Genomic DNA, 15,768 nt, shown 5'->3' with positions numbered 1-15,768 from the left:
TCGCCCGCCTCGTCCACCTCCAGCCCGGCCGCCGCCAGGTCCGTGGCGACCGCATGCCGCAGATCCTCGTCGTCCTCGATCACCAGAACTCGCATGGCGCCTTGCGTCCTCGTCGTGGGGTTCGCCTCGACAGTAGCCAGACAGTTGATCATCCCGCCAACGTGCGGGTCGTTCGGTCGGTCGGGGGAAGCCCGTTGCCAATCAAGTGAACTCGCGCTAGATTAAGTGAATTACTGCTAGATAGGAGGCGACATGGCGCGAGCGGTAGTCGCTGGGGTGGGCATGGTGCCCTTCGCGACGCCCAGCCGAAGTGACACCTACGACGTCCTCGCGGAGGGCGCGATCAAGTCGGCATTGGCGGACGCAGGGGTCGATCTGGAGCACGTGCAGCAGGCGTACGCCGGCTATGTGTACGGCGACTCCACCAGCGGGCAGAACGCCCTGTACCGGGTCGGCATGACCGGGATCCCGATCATCAACGTGAACAACAACTGCTCGACCGGGTCGTCGGCGCTGTACCTGGCCAGGCAGGCGGTGGTATCCGGGATGGCCGACTGCGTGCTGGCACTGGGATTCGAGCAGATGCAGCGGGGCGCCCTCTCCGCGCACTTCGACGACCGGCCGAGCCCGTTCGACCGGTTCGACAAGGTGCTCGACGCGCCCGCGGACGACGGCGTGCCGATGGCCCCGCGCTACTTCGGCGCCGCCGGAGCCACATACGCCGAGCGCTACGGCATGAGCGAGGACGTCTTCGCCCAGGTTTCGGTGAAGGCCCGCAAGCATGCGGCCAACAACCCGTACGCGGTGTTCCGCGACCCGGTCACGGTCGACGAGGTGCTGTCGTCACCCCGCATCTACGGTCCGCTGACCCGCCTGCAGTGCTGTCCGCCGACCTGCGGTGCGGCCGCGGCGATCGTGGTTTCCGAGGAGTTCGCCCGCAAGCGCGGCCTGCGTGCGGACGTGGTGATCGAGGCGCAGGCCATGACCACCGACCGGCCGTCGAGCTTCGAGGGTGACGCGATGAAGCTGGTCGGCTACGACATGGCCAAGGAAGCGGCGCGCCAGGTCTACGAGCAGTCCGGCATCGGGCCGGAGGACATCCGGGTGGTCGAGCTGCACGACTGCTTCACCACCAACGAGGTGATCAGCTACGAGGCACTCGGCCTGACCCCGGAAGGCACCGCGGAGAAGTTCATCGCCGACGGCGACAACACCTACGGCGGCCGCGTGGTCACCAACCCGTCCGGCGGACTGTTGTCCAAGGGTCACCCGCTGGGCGCGACCGGTCTTGCCCAGTGCGCGGAGCTGGTGTGGCAGCTGCGTGGTGAAGCCGGCCCGCGCCAGGTCGACGACGTCCAGGTGGCGCTGCAGCACAACATCGGCCTGGGCGGAGCGGCCATCGTCGCGCTCTACCGGAAGGTGGGCTGAGGTGCCGATCGACGCAGCTCAGGCCATGGCGCAGGAGATTCCGCCGCTGACCGTCGCGGTGGAGCGCGGGCGGCTGGCGTTCTTCGCGAAAGCTACCGGGCAGGACGACCCGATCTACTCGGACGTGGCCGCGGCCAAGGCGGCCGGCCATCCGGACCTCCCGGTTCCGCCGACGTTCTTCTTCAGCCTGGAACTGGAGCAGTCCGACCCGTTCGCGTGGATCACGTCGCTCGGCGTCGACCTGCGCACCATCCTGCACGGCGAGCAGAGCTTCACCTATCACGCGATGGCCTACGCGGGCGACGAACTGGTGCTGCAGCCGCGCATCGTCGACGTGACCAGCAAGAAGGGCGGCGCGCTCGAGTTGGTCACGAAGAAGACCACCATCACGCGCGGGGACGACCTGATCGCCGAGGCCCGGACGGTGCTGATCGCCCAGAACAAGGGGGTGTCATGACCGCGCTGACCAACGTGGAAGTCGGCACCGAACTGCCGCCGCTGGTACTGGAGCCGATCACCCGCACCACGCTGGCCCTGTTCGCCGGCGCGTCCGGTGACCACAACCCGATCCACATCGACCTCGACGTGGCGCGGTCGGCCGGGCTGGACGACGTGTTCGCCCACGGCATGTTGTCGATGGCCTATCTGGCCCGGCTGGTCACCAACTGGGTCCCGCAGGAGCGGATCCGCTCGCTCAGGACCCGCTTCGTCGCGATCACGCCGGTCAACGCGAAGCCGACCTGCACGGGCAAGGTCGTCGCGGTCGACGGCGACGAAGCGACGGTCGAACTCGCGGTCACTCTCCAGGACGGCACCACCACGCTCACCGGCGAAGCCGTCGTAGCGCTCGTTTGAGGAGGAGGAATACATGGGGAAGTTGGACGGCAAGGTCGCCATCGTCAGCGGATCCGGGCGCGGCATCGGTGCCGAGATCGCCCGCAAGCTGGCCGGTGACGGCGCCGCGGTCGTGGTCAACGACCTGGACGAGGGACCGGCCAAGGAGACCGTTGCCGCCATCACCGAAGCCGGTGGCAAGGCCGTCGCGTGTGTCGGCAGTGTCACCGAGGACGGCTTCGCCGAGCGGTTCGTCAACACCGCGGTCGAGGAGTTCGGCGGACTGGACATCGTCGTCAACAACGCCGGCTACACGTGGGACTCGGTCGTGCAGAAGATGACCGACGAGCAGTGGGACGCCATCCTGGACGTGCACCTCAAGGCGCCGTTCCGGATCCTGCGGGCCGCGCAACCGGTGATCTCCGCGGCGGTGAAGCAGGCGAAGGCCGACGGGGAGCCGGTGCCCTGCCGCAAGGTCGTCAACATCTCGTCGATCGCCGGATTGGGTGGCAACCCCGGGCAGGCCAACTACGCCGCCGCGAAGGCGGGCGTGACCGGCCTGACCAAGACCCTGTCCAAGGAGTGGGGCCGCTACAACGTCACGGTCAACACGGTGGCGTTCGGCCTGATCAGGACCAGATTGACCGAAGCGCCCGCGGACGCCGACGCCAAGATCGACATCGAGGGCAAGGAGATCAAGGTCGGCGTCAACCCGGACTTGCTGGCCATGATGGAGCGCTCGGTGCCGCTCGGCCGCGCGGGCACGCCCGCGGAGGCCGCCGGTGCGGTCTATCTGCTGTGCATCCCGGAGTCGGACTACGTCAGCGGCCAGACGCTGATTTGCGGAGGAGGTTTTTCGATCTGATGCTGGGGGCCGGCCGGTTGCGCCCGGCCGGCCCGCTCTCTACGCGCGAGGAGGCCGGCCATGCCCACAATCGCAGGATCGTTACGGATGACGGCGCGTCGCGTCCCGACCGCCGAAGCGCTCGTTTTCGGGGAGCGGCGCTACACCTATGCGGAGCTGGATGCCGCAGTCGACAGAGTCGCCGGGGTCCTTGCCGGTCTCGGCCTGAGCAAGGGGGACCGGTTCGCGTTGATGGCCGGGAACTCCGACCGGTTCGTGCTGGCCTTCTACGCGGCTGCGCGGCTCGGCGCGATCATCGTGCCGGTCAACCCGGCATCGGCTGCTCCCGAGCTGCACTACCTGCTGGAGGACTCCGGCGCCCGGATCTTGGCTTTTGACCCGGCGACCGAGAAGGCCGTCCGCGCCGCGGTGGACGACGGCCTCCCGGCGACCACACAGCATGTGCTGTCGCTGGGCGGGGTGGACGGCTTCCCCGACCTGATCGCGCAGTCGGCCGATGTCGATGCGGAGCCGCTGCCGGAGGTCGTCACCGAGCAGGACGATTCGCTGATCCTCTACACCTCCGGCACCACGGGTAGACCGAAAGGCGCGCTGTTCGACCACCACCGCACCATGTGGGTGGCGTTCAACTGCGTCGCGACCTGCGGGATGAAGGTGGGTGACCGGTTCCTGCACGTCGCGCCGCTGTATCACGCGGCTGAACTGTGCATCATGCTGATCCCCGGCACGATGCTCGGCGTCAAGCACGTGGTGCTGCCGGCGTTCGACCCGGACAAGGTGCTGCAGACCATGGAGTCCGAGCGGATCACCATGTTCTTCGGCGTGCCGACCATGTTCCAGTTCCTGCTGCGCATGCCGGGCGCCGACAAGCGGGACCTGTCGGCGTGGCGCACCGGCCTGTTCGGTGCGGCCCCCATGCCCGCCAGCGCGGTCGACAAGCTGCTGGCCATGTGGCCGGAGGTCAACTTCATCCAGCTGTGCGGACAGACCGAGGCCGGTCCCGGCGGCATCTACGCCGACGTCGACCAGGTGAAGCAGCGGCCGGACGCCAGCGGCGCGCAAGCCATCCCGAACACCGAGTACCGCATCGTGGATGCCGACGGCAACGACGTCGGGCCGGGCGGGGTCGGCGAGCTGCTGCTGCGCGGCGAGACGATCATGAAGGGCTACTGGAACAAGCCCGAGGAAACCGCCGAGACGCTGCGCGACGGCTGGCTGCACACCGGCGACGTGGCCAAGATCGACGCCGACGGCTACGTCACGCTGGTCGACCGGCTCAAGGACGTGATCATCACCGGTGGGCGCAACGTCTACTCGGTCGAGGTGGAGCAGGTGCTCGCCGGCCATCCGGACATCGCCGACGTCGCCGTTGTGGCGCGTCCGCACGAGGTCTACGGCGAAAGCATCGTCGCGGTGATCAGCCCGCGCGAAGGCGCGCGGGTGACGCTGGAGGACGTGAAGAAGTTCTGCGACGGGAAGATCTCGGCGTACAAGGTGCCGCACGATGTGGTGCTCGGTGACATCCCGCGCAACGCGTCCGGCAAGATTCTCAAGCACCGGCTGCGCGACAAGGTAGGCGCGCAGAGCGGGTGATGGCGCTGCGATGTCGTTGCTGAGGTGAGGTTGATGAGCACCGAGTGGGCGCGCCCGGTTGCGCCGCCGCCACGGGGGACGCGTCCGCGTAATCGGCGCCAGCTCATCATCACCGCGGCGGCTGATCTGTTCGTCACGAAGGGCTACGCCCAGGTGTCGATGGCCGACGTCGCCGAAGCGGTGGCCGTCGGCCCATCGGCGCTGTACCGGCACTTCCGCAGCAAGGACGACTTGCTGTTCGAGGTCGTCCGGGCCGCCTTGCACGCCATCGCGGAGACGGTGCGTGAGCTGCGCGGTCCGGCCGACCTCGCCGCCGCCGCCCTGACGCACCGTCGGCTCGGTGTGCTGTGGCAGCGGGAGTCGCGCAGGTTGCCGTCCGAGCGGCGCGAAGTGTTGCGGGCCGAACTGGTGGAGATCTCCCGTTCGGTGTGCAAGTTCGTCGCCTCACGTCGGCCGGACCTGCCGGAGGACGACGTGGAAGTGATCGCCTGGGCGATCCTGGCCGCGGTCACCAGCCTGTCGTTCCAACGCATCGAGCTCGAGACGGACGAGTACCGCGAGCTGCTGACCGCGATCGTCGAGGACGTCATCCGCGTGCGGCTGGACGAGCCGTTGACCGCGCTGGCTCCGCCACCGATGGGCACTCCCGACGACCGGCGTGCGGAACTGATCGATGCGGCCGGGAAGCTGTTCGCCGAGCGCGGGTATCACACCGTCGGTGTCGACGACGTCGGCGCGGCGGTGGGGATCGCCGGTCCCAGCATCTACCACCACTTCGCCACCAAGCTCGACCTGATGATGGCGGTGATGCACAACGGGACCGAGACGCTCCTCGCCGCCACCGATGGCGCGGTGACCGACGCCGCCGACGATCGAGCCCGGCTGGAAGGCCTGGCGCGTTCGTACGCGGGATTCTGCTTCGCGCACAGCGAGATCGTGGACGTGCTCGTCACCGAAACAGCAGGCCTGCCTCAGGAAAGCCGGGACGAGATGCTGCGGGCCCAGCGCGCCTACCGGGACCGCTGGCTTCAGCCGCTGGCCAGGCTGTATCCGGACCGGCCGAAAGCTCACTCCCGGGTGCGGTTGCAGGCCGCGCTCAATCTGATCAACGACATCGCGCGGACACCGCACCTGCGTGCCCGGAGCCGCACGGCCGATCTCGTCGCCACCATCGGCCTGGCCGTCGTCACCGGCTGAGCCGCACCAGCTCACCAACGCACCACTTTCGGGTGACACCCCTGCCGGACTAAGTGAAATCTCACTAGATTAAGTAAATCTTCATTAGGTTGACGGATCGAGCCGTCGCCTCCGCCCTGCTTCGTGATCGACTGCGAGGAACCCGACGATGTGTTCTTTCCGCCTTGTCCCCGGCCGTCGCACCCGTGCCTTCCTGGTTTCCGGGGTACTGGCCGCCGCCAGCGTCTTCTTCGGAGCCGATGCGCTCGCTGACTCCGCCGAGTCCCCGGCCACCACTTGTCGCAACGTGGCCGTTCCGGTGCGTGCCGGGACGCAGACGGGCCCGCTGTCCGGAACCTTGTGCGTGCCCCCGCGAGCCACCACCGTCCAGCTGCTCGTGCCGGGATGGACGTACAACCGCAACTACTGGCAGACGCCGTATCGGCCAGGAGCCGACAGTTACCAGCAGGCCGCGAACCGGGCGGGCTACGCGACCCTGGCCATCGACCGGCTCGGTACGGGTGCCTCGCTGCGGCCGCTGAGCGTCTTCGACACGATGCAGAACGACCTCGCGTCGCTGGATTCGGTGGTGCGGGCGCTGCGTGCAGGCGAGCTCGGCCCGCGCTTTTCCCGGGTGATCGGTGTCGGGCACAGCTACGGGTCGATCCTGGTCGACACCACTGCCCGCGAGTACGGCGGCTTCGACGCCTTGATCACCACGGGCTTCAGTCACGTGCTCAACTACGGCAATGCCGCCGCCGAGATCATCGGGCATGCGTATCTGGCGTCCGGGGACGAGAAGTTCGCCGGACTCGGTCTGGATCCGCTCTACGTGACCAGCCAGCCCGGCACGCGGGACATCTTCTACCACGCGCCGAACGTGCATCCGTCGGTGAAGAAGATCGACGAGAAGGACATGAAGGACACCGACTCGGTGATCAACGCGGCCACGCTGCTCAACTACAGCGTCCCCAATCGTGACCCGAGGCTGAACGTCCCGGTGCTGAACGTGACCGGTGACCACGATCAGTTCTTCTGCGGTGTGCTCAGCGCCGACTGTGTCAGCAGCGCCGCACTGCGTGAGTACGAACGGCAGTGGTATGCGCCGGGGACCGAGGTGGAAGCGTTCCTGGTGTCCGACACCGGACACAACGCCACGCTCGAGCTGACCGCGCCGCAGTCGTTCCGGCGCATGCTGGACTTCGCCGACCGGCACGTCGGCCGGGGCTCGGGTGTGACCGGCTCACCGGCGGGCACGCTGCCCAAGCAGCCCGCACCGCACCGAGGGAAGCCGGACGTGGCCGCGCGGTTGGCCAACGAAGCGCTGCTGCGCGCGGTGAAACCGGTCGTCGACACCTACCCGCAACTGGTGGCAGGCGTGCCTGGCCTGGGCACGACGCGGAATCCCTCGCCGGAGCTCGCCACGCTGCTCGCGCGGCTGTCCAACGCGCTGGGTTCGGTGACCTCGCGCTAGCCGCGGGTCGCTCAGAACTGGGCGCTGGCCGCGGGCCGTTCAGACCAGGGCGCTGGCCGCGGGCCGCACAGAACTGGGCGCTAGCCGCGGGCCGTTCAGACCAGGGCGCTGGCCGCGGGCCGTTCAGAACAGCGCCTGCTGGGCGGAGGCGCGCAAGCTGGCCCGTTCCACACCGGACTCGGTGCCTGCGTCGACCGGCTCGATCGGCCACCCGGCGAGCAGCCGCGCGTCGATGACCACCGGCCCGTTCGCGTTGTCCAGCACGAGGTTGCTGCCGACCACCGAGCACAGCCTGCCCGCCGCGACCGCCCCTGGCTGCAGCGCCTCTGCCCGGTCGAGGCCGAGCGGGAGGTCGGCCAGTCCGTACAGGTGGGTGTGGTCGACCACCAGGCACGGCGCCAGGTCCACCCCCTCCGGCCAGTCCGGGATGGCCTGCGCCCGCTGGTGGGCGGCGCTCAGCTCGTTGTGCCGCCGCTCGGGCGTGGAATACGCCCACCACGCGCTGACCTTCTTGTCGTGGCGGTACCGCTCGACCGCGATCCCCGCCTCGGCGATCGCCCGCTCCATCCGCCGGATCGGGCCGTGCTCGCCACTGGCGAGCCACGTCGAGGCCAGCGCGCCCTGTTCGTGCAGCCTGCTCAGCCCGCGGTGCACCGCGCAGATCCCGACCTTCACCAAGCCGGGCCCGAACCAGGCGAGATACAGGTGGTAGCGGCGGTTGTCCAGCACGGTGTCCCGGGCGACGGCTTTGCCCGGGTCCGCCGCTGCGCACGGCCGGCACTGTGGACTGGTGGCTTCCGGATCGATCCGGTGACCGAACGGGCACGGCCGCCGTCCGTCGCGATGCCACGTGCCGATGCATCGGCGCTCGTCGCCCAGCTGGACGGCGAACGGAGTGCCGAGGTCGAGCGGAAGGTCTTCACCACCGGTGACGATCAACCGTGGTTTGCCCAGGCGCCAGCCAATGCCAACGCATCGCCGCGCGGCATCCACTGCATCTGCTGTCGAACCGTCCGAGCCCGCGGGGGCAATCCCGCTCTCCAAGCACTGCAACCGCACCGTCACGACCTCCCTGGTACCTCCACAGATACCCGGTCGGCCCGACAGTCCTGACACCAGGTCGCCACGTGCGGACGTCGATCACTTCGAGCAGCGTCGCAGGTAGGGGTGATCGCCACAGGTCGGGGGTGGAATCGCGGGCGCTGGGCGAGCGTGGGAAAGCCACCCCATCGGGTTAGTTCGGGGTGAGACGGGTCGGTCGACATGCCGCGGCCCGCCGCCGGTTGCGGGCTCGGTGATCGAGCGGACCGGTGCTGCCGGGGCGGGTTGTGAGCGGCCGGTGCTGCCGGGGACGGGTTGTCAGCGGCCGGCGCTGCCGGGGCGGGGAGTGAGCGAGATGCACGCACCCCGGGGCGAGGCCGCCGATTTGGGTCGGCCGCCCGCTGCTGCCGTGCCCAGGGTTGGAGTTCCCGCGCGCCGGTTTGCCAACGCCGCGGAAACGTCCCGCCGCCGGACGCCACCCCAGCCAGCGCACCTATTCCGCGCTGTTGTCCCCGCCGCCCAGCACGAGGTCCTTCATCTGCTTCTTGGTGGAGAAACCCCGCACCTCGGTCATCGCCTTCTTCCAGACCTCGAGGTCTTCCGGTGTGAGCTTCGTGGTGAACTCCGGCACCTTGACGAATTTCTCGAACTTCTTGTCCACCCCGGTCTTGGCCATCAGCAGCGTGACCGCGTCCTGGGGATGCTCCTTCATCCAGGCCGACGCATCGTCCAGTGCGGCCTTGAACCGGCCGATGACCTCCCGGTTGTTCTCCGCCCATTCGCGGTGTGAGCCCCAGAACGACATCTGCACCCGGTCTCCGAGTGCCGTCACCGGCTCGGCGATCTTCACCCCTTGCGACGCCATCAGCCCGCCGTACGGGATCACGCCCTCGACGGCGTCCACCTGGCCGGTTTCCAGCAGGTCCGGCATGTTCGGTACCCCGGCGGCGACGACCTTCACGGAGTCGACGTCCACGCCTTCGGATGCCAGCCAGTACATCGTGGCGGTGTTGACGTTGCCGTTGATGCTCGGTGCGGCGATCCGCTTGCCGACCAGGTCCTTGGCCGACGTGATCCCGGAGCCCTCCCGCGCCACCACCAGCACGCCGTCGTCGCCCCGCTGGTTGACGTAGCCCGCGGACACGGCGACGACGTCGATCCCACCGTCGGCCGCGGTGATCATGTCCGAGGGAGTCATCTGCGCGATGTCGTACTGCTTGCCCAGCAGTGACGGCACCTGCGCGGCCACGGTGGTGGAGATCTCCTTCGTCTCCACCGTCACCTTGTGCTTGTCGAAGTAGCCCTGCTCCTGGGCGACCCACACCCCCAGCGCCGGGATCGACTTGGTCATCGCGACCCGTACCGGGCCGCCGTCGGACGGCGGGGTGTCCGAACCGCCGAAGCACGCCGAGATCAGCGCTCCGACGGCCAGTAGGGAGATCGAAGTGCGGATCCTCCGTCGCCTGACTGTGCTCATCACGGGCGCTCCTCTACCGAAAGGGCAGCATCGCCGGCGGGCGGTGTCTTACTTGAGTGAATTGAAAATGTATATTACTTAAGTAATGTATGCAAGTCGCACGTGTTGCCCTGCGGTCAAGGAGTTCGATTCCCCTCAGCGGGTGGAGTTGATGCGCTCCGCCTCCGAGCGAATGGCGTTGCCGATCGGTGATTCCTTCGCCACGCCGACGTAGAAGGCGAAAATCGACAAGGCCGCCAGCCGTTGCCGCTCGCTGATCTGCCGCTGGAAGTAGGCCACCTCGTGGTGCACCTCGTCGTCGATCTGCCGCAGCAGCTCGACTCCCTCGTCGGTCGCGAAGACGTGTGTGACGCGCCGGTCCTTGGTCGACGACTCCCGTCGAACGAGACCTTTCTGCTCCAGTTGGCCGACCAGGCGCGAGGCGAACGCGGCCGGGACGTCCAGGCGCTCGGCGAGCTTGCTGACCGTGAGTTGTTCGTTCTCGCCGACGCCGTAGATCTGCAACAGTGCCTGATGCAGCAGGGCGTCCAGGTCGTGCTTCTTCGCGCGCTCGTTGGCGATTCGGGTGACTCGACGCATCACGTAGCGGGCCTCGGCGATGTTGTACGCGTAGGCCTGGAAGTCACTGGCGCGTTGCTCTTCGCGGATGTCCACCCAGCGTTCGTACGCGAGTCTTGCCTCGTCCATCGGACACCTCCCGGCTCATTCTCTGCGTACGGTACTCGGGTTAGTTATTGCCAGTGATGTCACCCCAACGGTGAGTGATGTCCTCCATGACGTGCGCGGGCACGCCGACTCGCTGCCTGGCCTCGGCCGGCGCGTCGACCGGCAGTGTCGCGTCGATCCCGACCTTGGTGATGGTGCGATCGACCGACATCGGATCGACCGGGTTCGACTTCATCCCGGGCAGCACGACCAGGTCCTCGTGGCCGCGGGTCCGGGTGGCGACGGCCCACTCGACGTCGGTCGGGTTGTCCAGGTCGATGTCGTCGTCCACGACCACCACGTGCTTGATCAGGTCCTGATTGGCGAACGCCGTGACGATGGTCAGACGACCCTCGCCGGGGAACCGCTTCGCGATCGACACCACGGCATGGAAGCGGCACGTCCCGCCCTCGGTGAGCAGTACGCGACGCACGCCGGGAACCACCGAGCGGATGGCGTTGAACAGGCCTGCTTCGCGGGCGATCGCTCCGGTGACCAGGTGCTCCGGGTGCCGGCCGCCGACGATCATCTGGAAGATCGGCCGCTCGCGGGTGGACACGGCGGTCAACCGGATCACCGGATTCTTGCGCTGCGGAGCGTACGTGCCGGGGAACTCGCCGAACGGACCCTCGGTCTCCTCCTCCGCGGGATCGATCACGCCTTCGAGCACGATCTCCGCGCCGGTGGGTACTTCGACGTCGACCGTGCGCGCGCGGGCGAGGGGGACGGGCTGTTGGAAGATCCCGCCTGCCACGTGGGTTTCGTCGAGCGGGGTCAGCAGCTGCGAAGCGACCAGTAGTCCGGGGTGCAGACCGATGGCCACGGCGACGTCCATCTTCGTGCCGCGAGCCCGGTGCATCTGAAGGAAACCGCGCGAGTGGGTCGGCGCCAAGTAGACGCCGATCTGCCCTGGCCCCTTCACCTGCATGCGGCAGATCGCCATGTTGCGCCTGCCGGTCTCCGGATCCTTGCAGATCAGCACGCCTGCGGAGATGTAGCGGCCGGCGTCCCGCTCGCTGATCACGGGAATCGGCAGGATGTCGGTCAGGTCGACGTCGCCGGGGTGCTGCACGTCGAGCCACGGTGCTTCGTCGACGACGGTCGGCTCGATCGGGTTGTTCAGCGCGTGTACGACCCGCGGTTGTACCTCGTCGGGGCCGATGTCCAGGGCGATGGCGAGCTTGTCGCGGGTGTTCAGCAGATTGCCGACGACGGGGGTGTCATAGCCGTCCACGTTCTCGAACAGCACCGTCGGACCGTGCTGGAGCTTCCAGAGCACGGCAGCCAGCTCGTACTGCCAGTGCAGGCTCGTGGTGACCCGCTGCAGTGCACCCGCGCTCGCCAGCCGCTGCAGCGCGATCCGCAGATCGTCCATGGCTCTCCTGCTATCGATATGTCGACATTCGGTCAGCTGAAGTGGTCGGCGAGCAACACCGGCAGGTCGTCCGGCTTCGGGTAGCGCATGCGGTTGAGCAGCGGCCGGTACTCCCCCTGGAAATAGACCAACGGCTCGTGGGCCGACGCGGCCGGATTCAGGCCGATGCCGCGAACGGCTCCGATGAGCACAGCGTGCGTCCCCGCGGGTATGTCCTGCTCGACCTCGCAATCGAGGAAGGCGAGGGCGCCGCCCAGCGCGGGGGCGCGCCACTGCGAGTGCTGCACGAGCCAGCGTGGGTCGAGGTTCTTGTCCGCGCCGGCGCGGGCGCAGTAATCGGAGATGTCGCGGGCGACCGCGCCCAGGATGTTCACGCCGAACACCCTGCGCGCCGCGATGTGCTGGTACGTCCTGGTCGAGCGGTTGATGCACACCAGGATCAGCAGCGGATCGATCGAGACCGACGAGAACGCCGTGGCCGTCATGCCCAGCGGTCGTCCGTCGTCGTCGGTCATGGTGATCACGTTGACGCTGGAGGCGAAATTGCCCAGCGCGGCGCGGAATCCGTTCGCGTCCACGGAGACGGTCTGCAAGGTCATGTCTGCACCCCCTTGGGCACCACGACCTCGACCAGGGTCGGCCTGCGTTCGTCACGACAGGCCGCCACCGCCGTGGTCAGCGCTTTCTCGAACTCGTCCGGCTCGGTGGGCGACCACGACTCCACCCCCTGCGAGCGACCGAGCGCGGCGAAGTCGACCGCGGGCTCGTCGATGTCGATCCCCACGCTGGCGTGATCGAGTGGCCGCGAGCGCTTCTGGCCGTCACCGTTTGGTGCATGCGGTCCTGCGCGTAGGTGCGGTTGTTGATCACCACGGTCAGGATCGGCAGGTCGTATTTCGCGGCGGTCCACAGCCCGGACGGCGTGTAGAGCAGGTCCCCGTCGTTCTGCAGGTTCACGATCACGGTGTCGTCGCCGCGGTGGGCCAGCGCCGCACCGATGGAGACGCCGATGCCGTAGCCGAGCCCGGCGCCGACATTGCGGCCGAGGTGGCTGTTGAATCTGGTCAACTCCCACGTGGAGCGGACGGCCCCGCGCATGTGCCCGTTGGCCAGCTCCCACGGCCCGTGCCGAACCGCCTCGAACACCGACCGGCTCACCGACGGTTGGGAGAACTCGCCCGACTCGCCGACCGTAGCCGCCGGGGCTGGATGCAGGGTGCGGGTGTATGCGGCGAGCTTCTTCCGGCGGTCCTGTCGATCGCCGGCTCCCTCGGAAACCAAGTCAGCCAGCACGGGCAGGCACTCGGTCGTGTCCGCCAGCACGTCGAACGCGTCCCCGGTCGGGCCGCAGTAGTCGAGGAATCCGCGCAGCATCAGCTGGTTTGTGCTGATGCAGATCACGTCTGCTTCCGGGCGGACCAGCGGCCGGTAGCCGTGCGCGATGTGGTCGACAGCGCCGATCGCGTGCATCAGGTCTCGTGGGTCGAGCACCAGGACGACGTCGGCGTCCGCCAGGACCTCGCTGCGGGCAGGCGTGCAGTCCGCCCAGTGTCCGGTCGGGAAGTTGTGACGCGCCTGCAGGTCGACGACCGGGGCGGCGAGCAATTCGGCCAGCCGGACCAAGGCGTCGTAGGCCCGCTTGTCCTTACCGGTGTTGTCTGCGACCAGCACGGGATTGTCCGCGCGCACCAGCCGATCGGCGATGTCCTCCAGCTCGGTGGGCGGCGCGGTGAGGGCGTTGCCGCGCGCCTGGCCGGCTGGTGCCTTGAGCAGCGCGACCTGCTCGGGCGCGAGTTCGGCCTCCTGGAGCGCGATGTCGACCGACACGTAGGTCGGCCCGTACGGCACGGTCGTGGCGATGCGGTGGGCGCGGAAGATGCTGTCCGGCAAGGCCGCCAGGCTCGCCGGCTGGTCGTCCCACTTCAGGTGATCACGGGCTACCAGCACCTGTTGGCGAGCGCTGTGGACCCAGTCGATCCACGGCCGGCGGGTCGCCGCATCGGCGGGTCCCGAGCCGCCGATGACCACCATCGGTGACTGGTTGGCCCACGCGTTGAAGATGCCCATCGCGCCGCTTTGCAGCCCGACGAGGTTGTGCAGGACGACGGCCATCGGGCGCTGCGCGGATCGTGCGTAGCCGTCGGCCGCCGCCACCGCGACGTTCTCGTGCAGGGCGAGGATCAGTTCCGGCTTGCCCAGGGCGACGAGCGACTCGTGGATGCCGCGGAACGAGGCGCCGGGATTGATCGCCGCGTATTCGATGCCGAGCTCGGCGAGCGCGCCGACGACCAGGTCTCCGCCGAACCGTGTCTCGGCCACGTGTTTCTCCGTCCGCGATAGCACACTAAAGTAAGTTAGTAGAGTACTGGATTTTCCTCGCGACGGCTGCCACGGCCGGCCAGCACGCTGGAGACCAGCGCGCACACCACGAAGAAGCCGACGGAGATCATGCCGTTGCGGAACGCCAGCGAGTGCTGTGTCCGGCCATCGGTGGCGGCACCGGCGGCCAGCGTCAGGTGGTAGATGCTCATGGCGATGGCGACCCCGGCGGTGGCGCCCATGCGCTGCATCAGCTGGACCAGCGCGCCGGCGACTCCGCTCTGCGGTGCGGGCACGTGTCGCAGCACGAGCGTGAGGTTCGGTGCGATCACCAAACCGCTGAACACGCCCATGACCAGCAGCGGGATGACCAACCCGGGGATCCCGTAGCGGTCGGGCAGCGCGGTCGCCGCGGCGACGAGCCCGGTGCAGACCAGCACCCCGGTGAGTCCGATGGTCACCACGCGGGTTCCGTGGGTATGCACGAGCCGGCCGCTGCGCAGGGAGCTGAGCGCGCTGCCCAGTGTGAACGCCATGACGATCAGACCGGCGGCCACCGGTGTGCGGTGCAGGCCCTGCTGGAGGTACAGCAGCAACATCAACAACGCGGCCTGGAACGCGCCGAAGTACGCGCCGCCGACGAAGATCCCGTGACGGAACGGCGGCGACCGCAACAGGGTCATGTTCAGCACCACCGGCAGTCCGCGTGCGGTGGCGCGCAGTTCCCACCGGACGAACGCGGCCCCGGCAGCTGCCGCCAGCGCGAGCCACAACCAGTGCCAGCCGCCTGGGCCGAACGTGGAGGTGAGGACGAACGGCAGCATCAGCCCGAGCGTGGCCAGGCCCAGCAACGCCAACCCGACCAGATCGAAGCCTCCCCGCGCTGTGGGTCGACGGCGTGCCGGGAGCAGCGCCGTGGCGGGGATTGCCAGGGCGTACGGCGGCACATTGATCCAGAAGATCCAGCGCCAAGCAGACTCCGGCGGCCCGAGTGTCATCAGTGCCCCGGTGGCCAGCGGGAGGATCGCGTTGGTGATGCCGATCCCCGCCGCGTAGATGCCCAGCGCATGACCGCGAGCCCGGCCGCGATACAGCAGCTGGATGAAGCTCATGGTCTGGGCGATGACCACCCCGGCGGCCGCACCCATCACCAGCCGCCCGATGTCCAGCACCAGCGGTGACCAGGCGAGAGCGCACAGCACGCTGCCTGCGGTTGACGCGGCGATGCCGATGACGAACATCGCCTTGTGCGACCAGAGGTCCCCCAGCCGTCCGGCCACGGCCAGGGACAACGCGAACGCCAGCAAGTAGCCGCTGAGCACGATCTGCACGTCGACCTGGTCGGCGCCCAGGTACTGCTCGATGCCCGGAACGGCCAGCCCGATCTTGGCGAAATCGGCCGTGATCAGAGTGGCGCTGGATGCCACCACCACGAACGGCAGGTGGCGGGTGATCCGGGCTCGGAGGGGCATGGCGACTTC

14 protein-coding genes are annotated in these 15,768 nt (G+C 68.4%); 7 read left to right on the top strand and 7 right to left on the bottom strand.

Going from position 1 to position 15,768, the window contains the following annotated elements:
- Positions 1-252 precede the first annotated feature (252 nt).
- The 7 genes from YWY_RS0110175 to YWY_RS21345 all read left to right on the top strand — a co-directional run bounded on the left by YWY_RS0110175 (position 253) and on the right by YWY_RS21345 (position 7,370).
- On the top strand, positions 253-1,428 hold the full coding sequence (locus tag YWY_RS0110175; protein WP_028847520.1) for a lipid-transfer protein: 1,176 nt from the start codon (positions 253-255) through the stop codon (positions 1,426-1,428).
- A 1-nt stretch (position 1,429) separates the two neighbouring features.
- Positions 1,430-1,885, top strand: a complete 456-nt coding sequence (locus tag YWY_RS0110170) for a MaoC family dehydratase N-terminal domain-containing protein (RefSeq protein ID WP_028847519.1) — start codon at positions 1,430-1,432, stop codon at positions 1,883-1,885.
- Complete coding sequence (locus YWY_RS0110165) at positions 1,882-2,283, top strand: MaoC/PaaZ C-terminal domain-containing protein (protein ID WP_028847518.1); 402 nt, start codon at positions 1,882-1,884, stop codon at positions 2,281-2,283. Before YWY_RS0110170 ends, YWY_RS0110165 begins: the two co-directional genes overlap by 4 nt.
- A 13-nt stretch (positions 2,284-2,296) precedes the next feature.
- The gene (locus YWY_RS0110160) at positions 2,297-3,127 is read left to right on the top strand and encodes an SDR family NAD(P)-dependent oxidoreductase (protein WP_028847517.1); all 831 of its coding nucleotides are present in this window, start codon (positions 2,297-2,299) and stop codon (positions 3,125-3,127) included.
- Between the two features lie 60 nt (positions 3,128-3,187).
- Positions 3,188-4,720: a class I adenylate-forming enzyme family protein gene (locus YWY_RS0110155; protein ID WP_028847516.1), complete on the top strand. Its 1,533-nt coding sequence runs from the start codon at positions 3,188-3,190 to the stop codon at positions 4,718-4,720.
- Positions 4,721-4,753: 33 nt separating this feature from the next.
- A complete protein-coding gene (locus YWY_RS0110150; protein ID WP_028847515.1) occupies positions 4,754-5,917 on the top strand; it encodes a TetR/AcrR family transcriptional regulator in 1,164 nt (387 codons plus the stop codon).
- A 148-nt stretch (positions 5,918-6,065) separates the two neighbouring features.
- The gene (locus tag YWY_RS21345) at positions 6,066-7,370 is read left to right on the top strand and encodes an alpha/beta hydrolase (RefSeq protein ID WP_084609173.1); all 1,305 of its coding nucleotides are present in this window, start codon (positions 6,066-6,068) and stop codon (positions 7,368-7,370) included.
- A 123-nt stretch (positions 7,371-7,493) separates the two neighbouring features.
- Here YWY_RS21345 and YWY_RS21340 read toward each other — a convergent pair whose 3' ends face one another.
- The 7 genes from YWY_RS21340 to YWY_RS21320 form a co-directional block, all read right to left on the bottom strand.
- Entirely contained in the window at positions 7,494-8,309 is an 816-nt protein-coding gene (locus tag YWY_RS21340; RefSeq protein WP_051310128.1) for a DUF2797 domain-containing protein, read from the bottom strand.
- A gap of 595 nt (positions 8,310-8,904) precedes the next feature.
- Positions 8,905-9,888 (bottom strand): ABC transporter substrate-binding protein, encoded by a 984-nt coding sequence (locus YWY_RS0110135; RefSeq protein ID WP_028847514.1) that lies wholly within the window; start codon positions 9,886-9,888, stop codon positions 8,905-8,907.
- Between the two features lie 135 nt (positions 9,889-10,023).
- Positions 10,024-10,575, bottom strand: a complete 552-nt coding sequence (locus YWY_RS23230) for a MarR family winged helix-turn-helix transcriptional regulator (RefSeq protein WP_051310127.1) — start codon at positions 10,573-10,575, stop codon at positions 10,024-10,026.
- Between the two features lie 40 nt (positions 10,576-10,615).
- Positions 10,616-11,968 (bottom strand): UbiD family decarboxylase, encoded by a 1,353-nt coding sequence (locus tag YWY_RS21330; protein WP_051310126.1) that lies wholly within the window; start codon positions 11,966-11,968, stop codon positions 10,616-10,618.
- A 32-nt stretch (positions 11,969-12,000) separates the two neighbouring features.
- Positions 12,001-12,567, bottom strand: a complete 567-nt coding sequence (locus tag YWY_RS21325) for a flavin reductase family protein (RefSeq protein ID WP_051310125.1) — start codon at positions 12,565-12,567, stop codon at positions 12,001-12,003.
- Positions 12,568-12,643: 76 nt separating this feature from the next.
- The gene (locus YWY_RS0110110; RefSeq protein WP_028847513.1) at positions 12,644-14,287 is read right to left on the bottom strand and encodes a thiamine pyrophosphate-binding protein; all 1,644 of its coding nucleotides are present in this window, start codon (positions 14,285-14,287) and stop codon (positions 12,644-12,646) included.
- A gap of 35 nt (positions 14,288-14,322) precedes the next feature.
- On the bottom strand, positions 14,323-15,759 hold the full coding sequence (locus YWY_RS21320) for an MFS transporter (protein ID WP_051310124.1): 1,437 nt from the start codon (positions 15,757-15,759) through the stop codon (positions 14,323-14,325).
- Positions 15,760-15,768: the final 9 nt, after the last annotated feature.

The sequence above is a fragment of the Thermocrispum agreste DSM 44070 genome, from assembly GCF_000427905.1.
In the GTDB taxonomy this organism is placed as follows: domain Bacteria; phylum Actinomycetota; class Actinomycetes; order Mycobacteriales; family Pseudonocardiaceae; genus Thermocrispum; species Thermocrispum agreste.
This window is presented reverse-complemented; position numbering and strand designations above follow the sequence as displayed.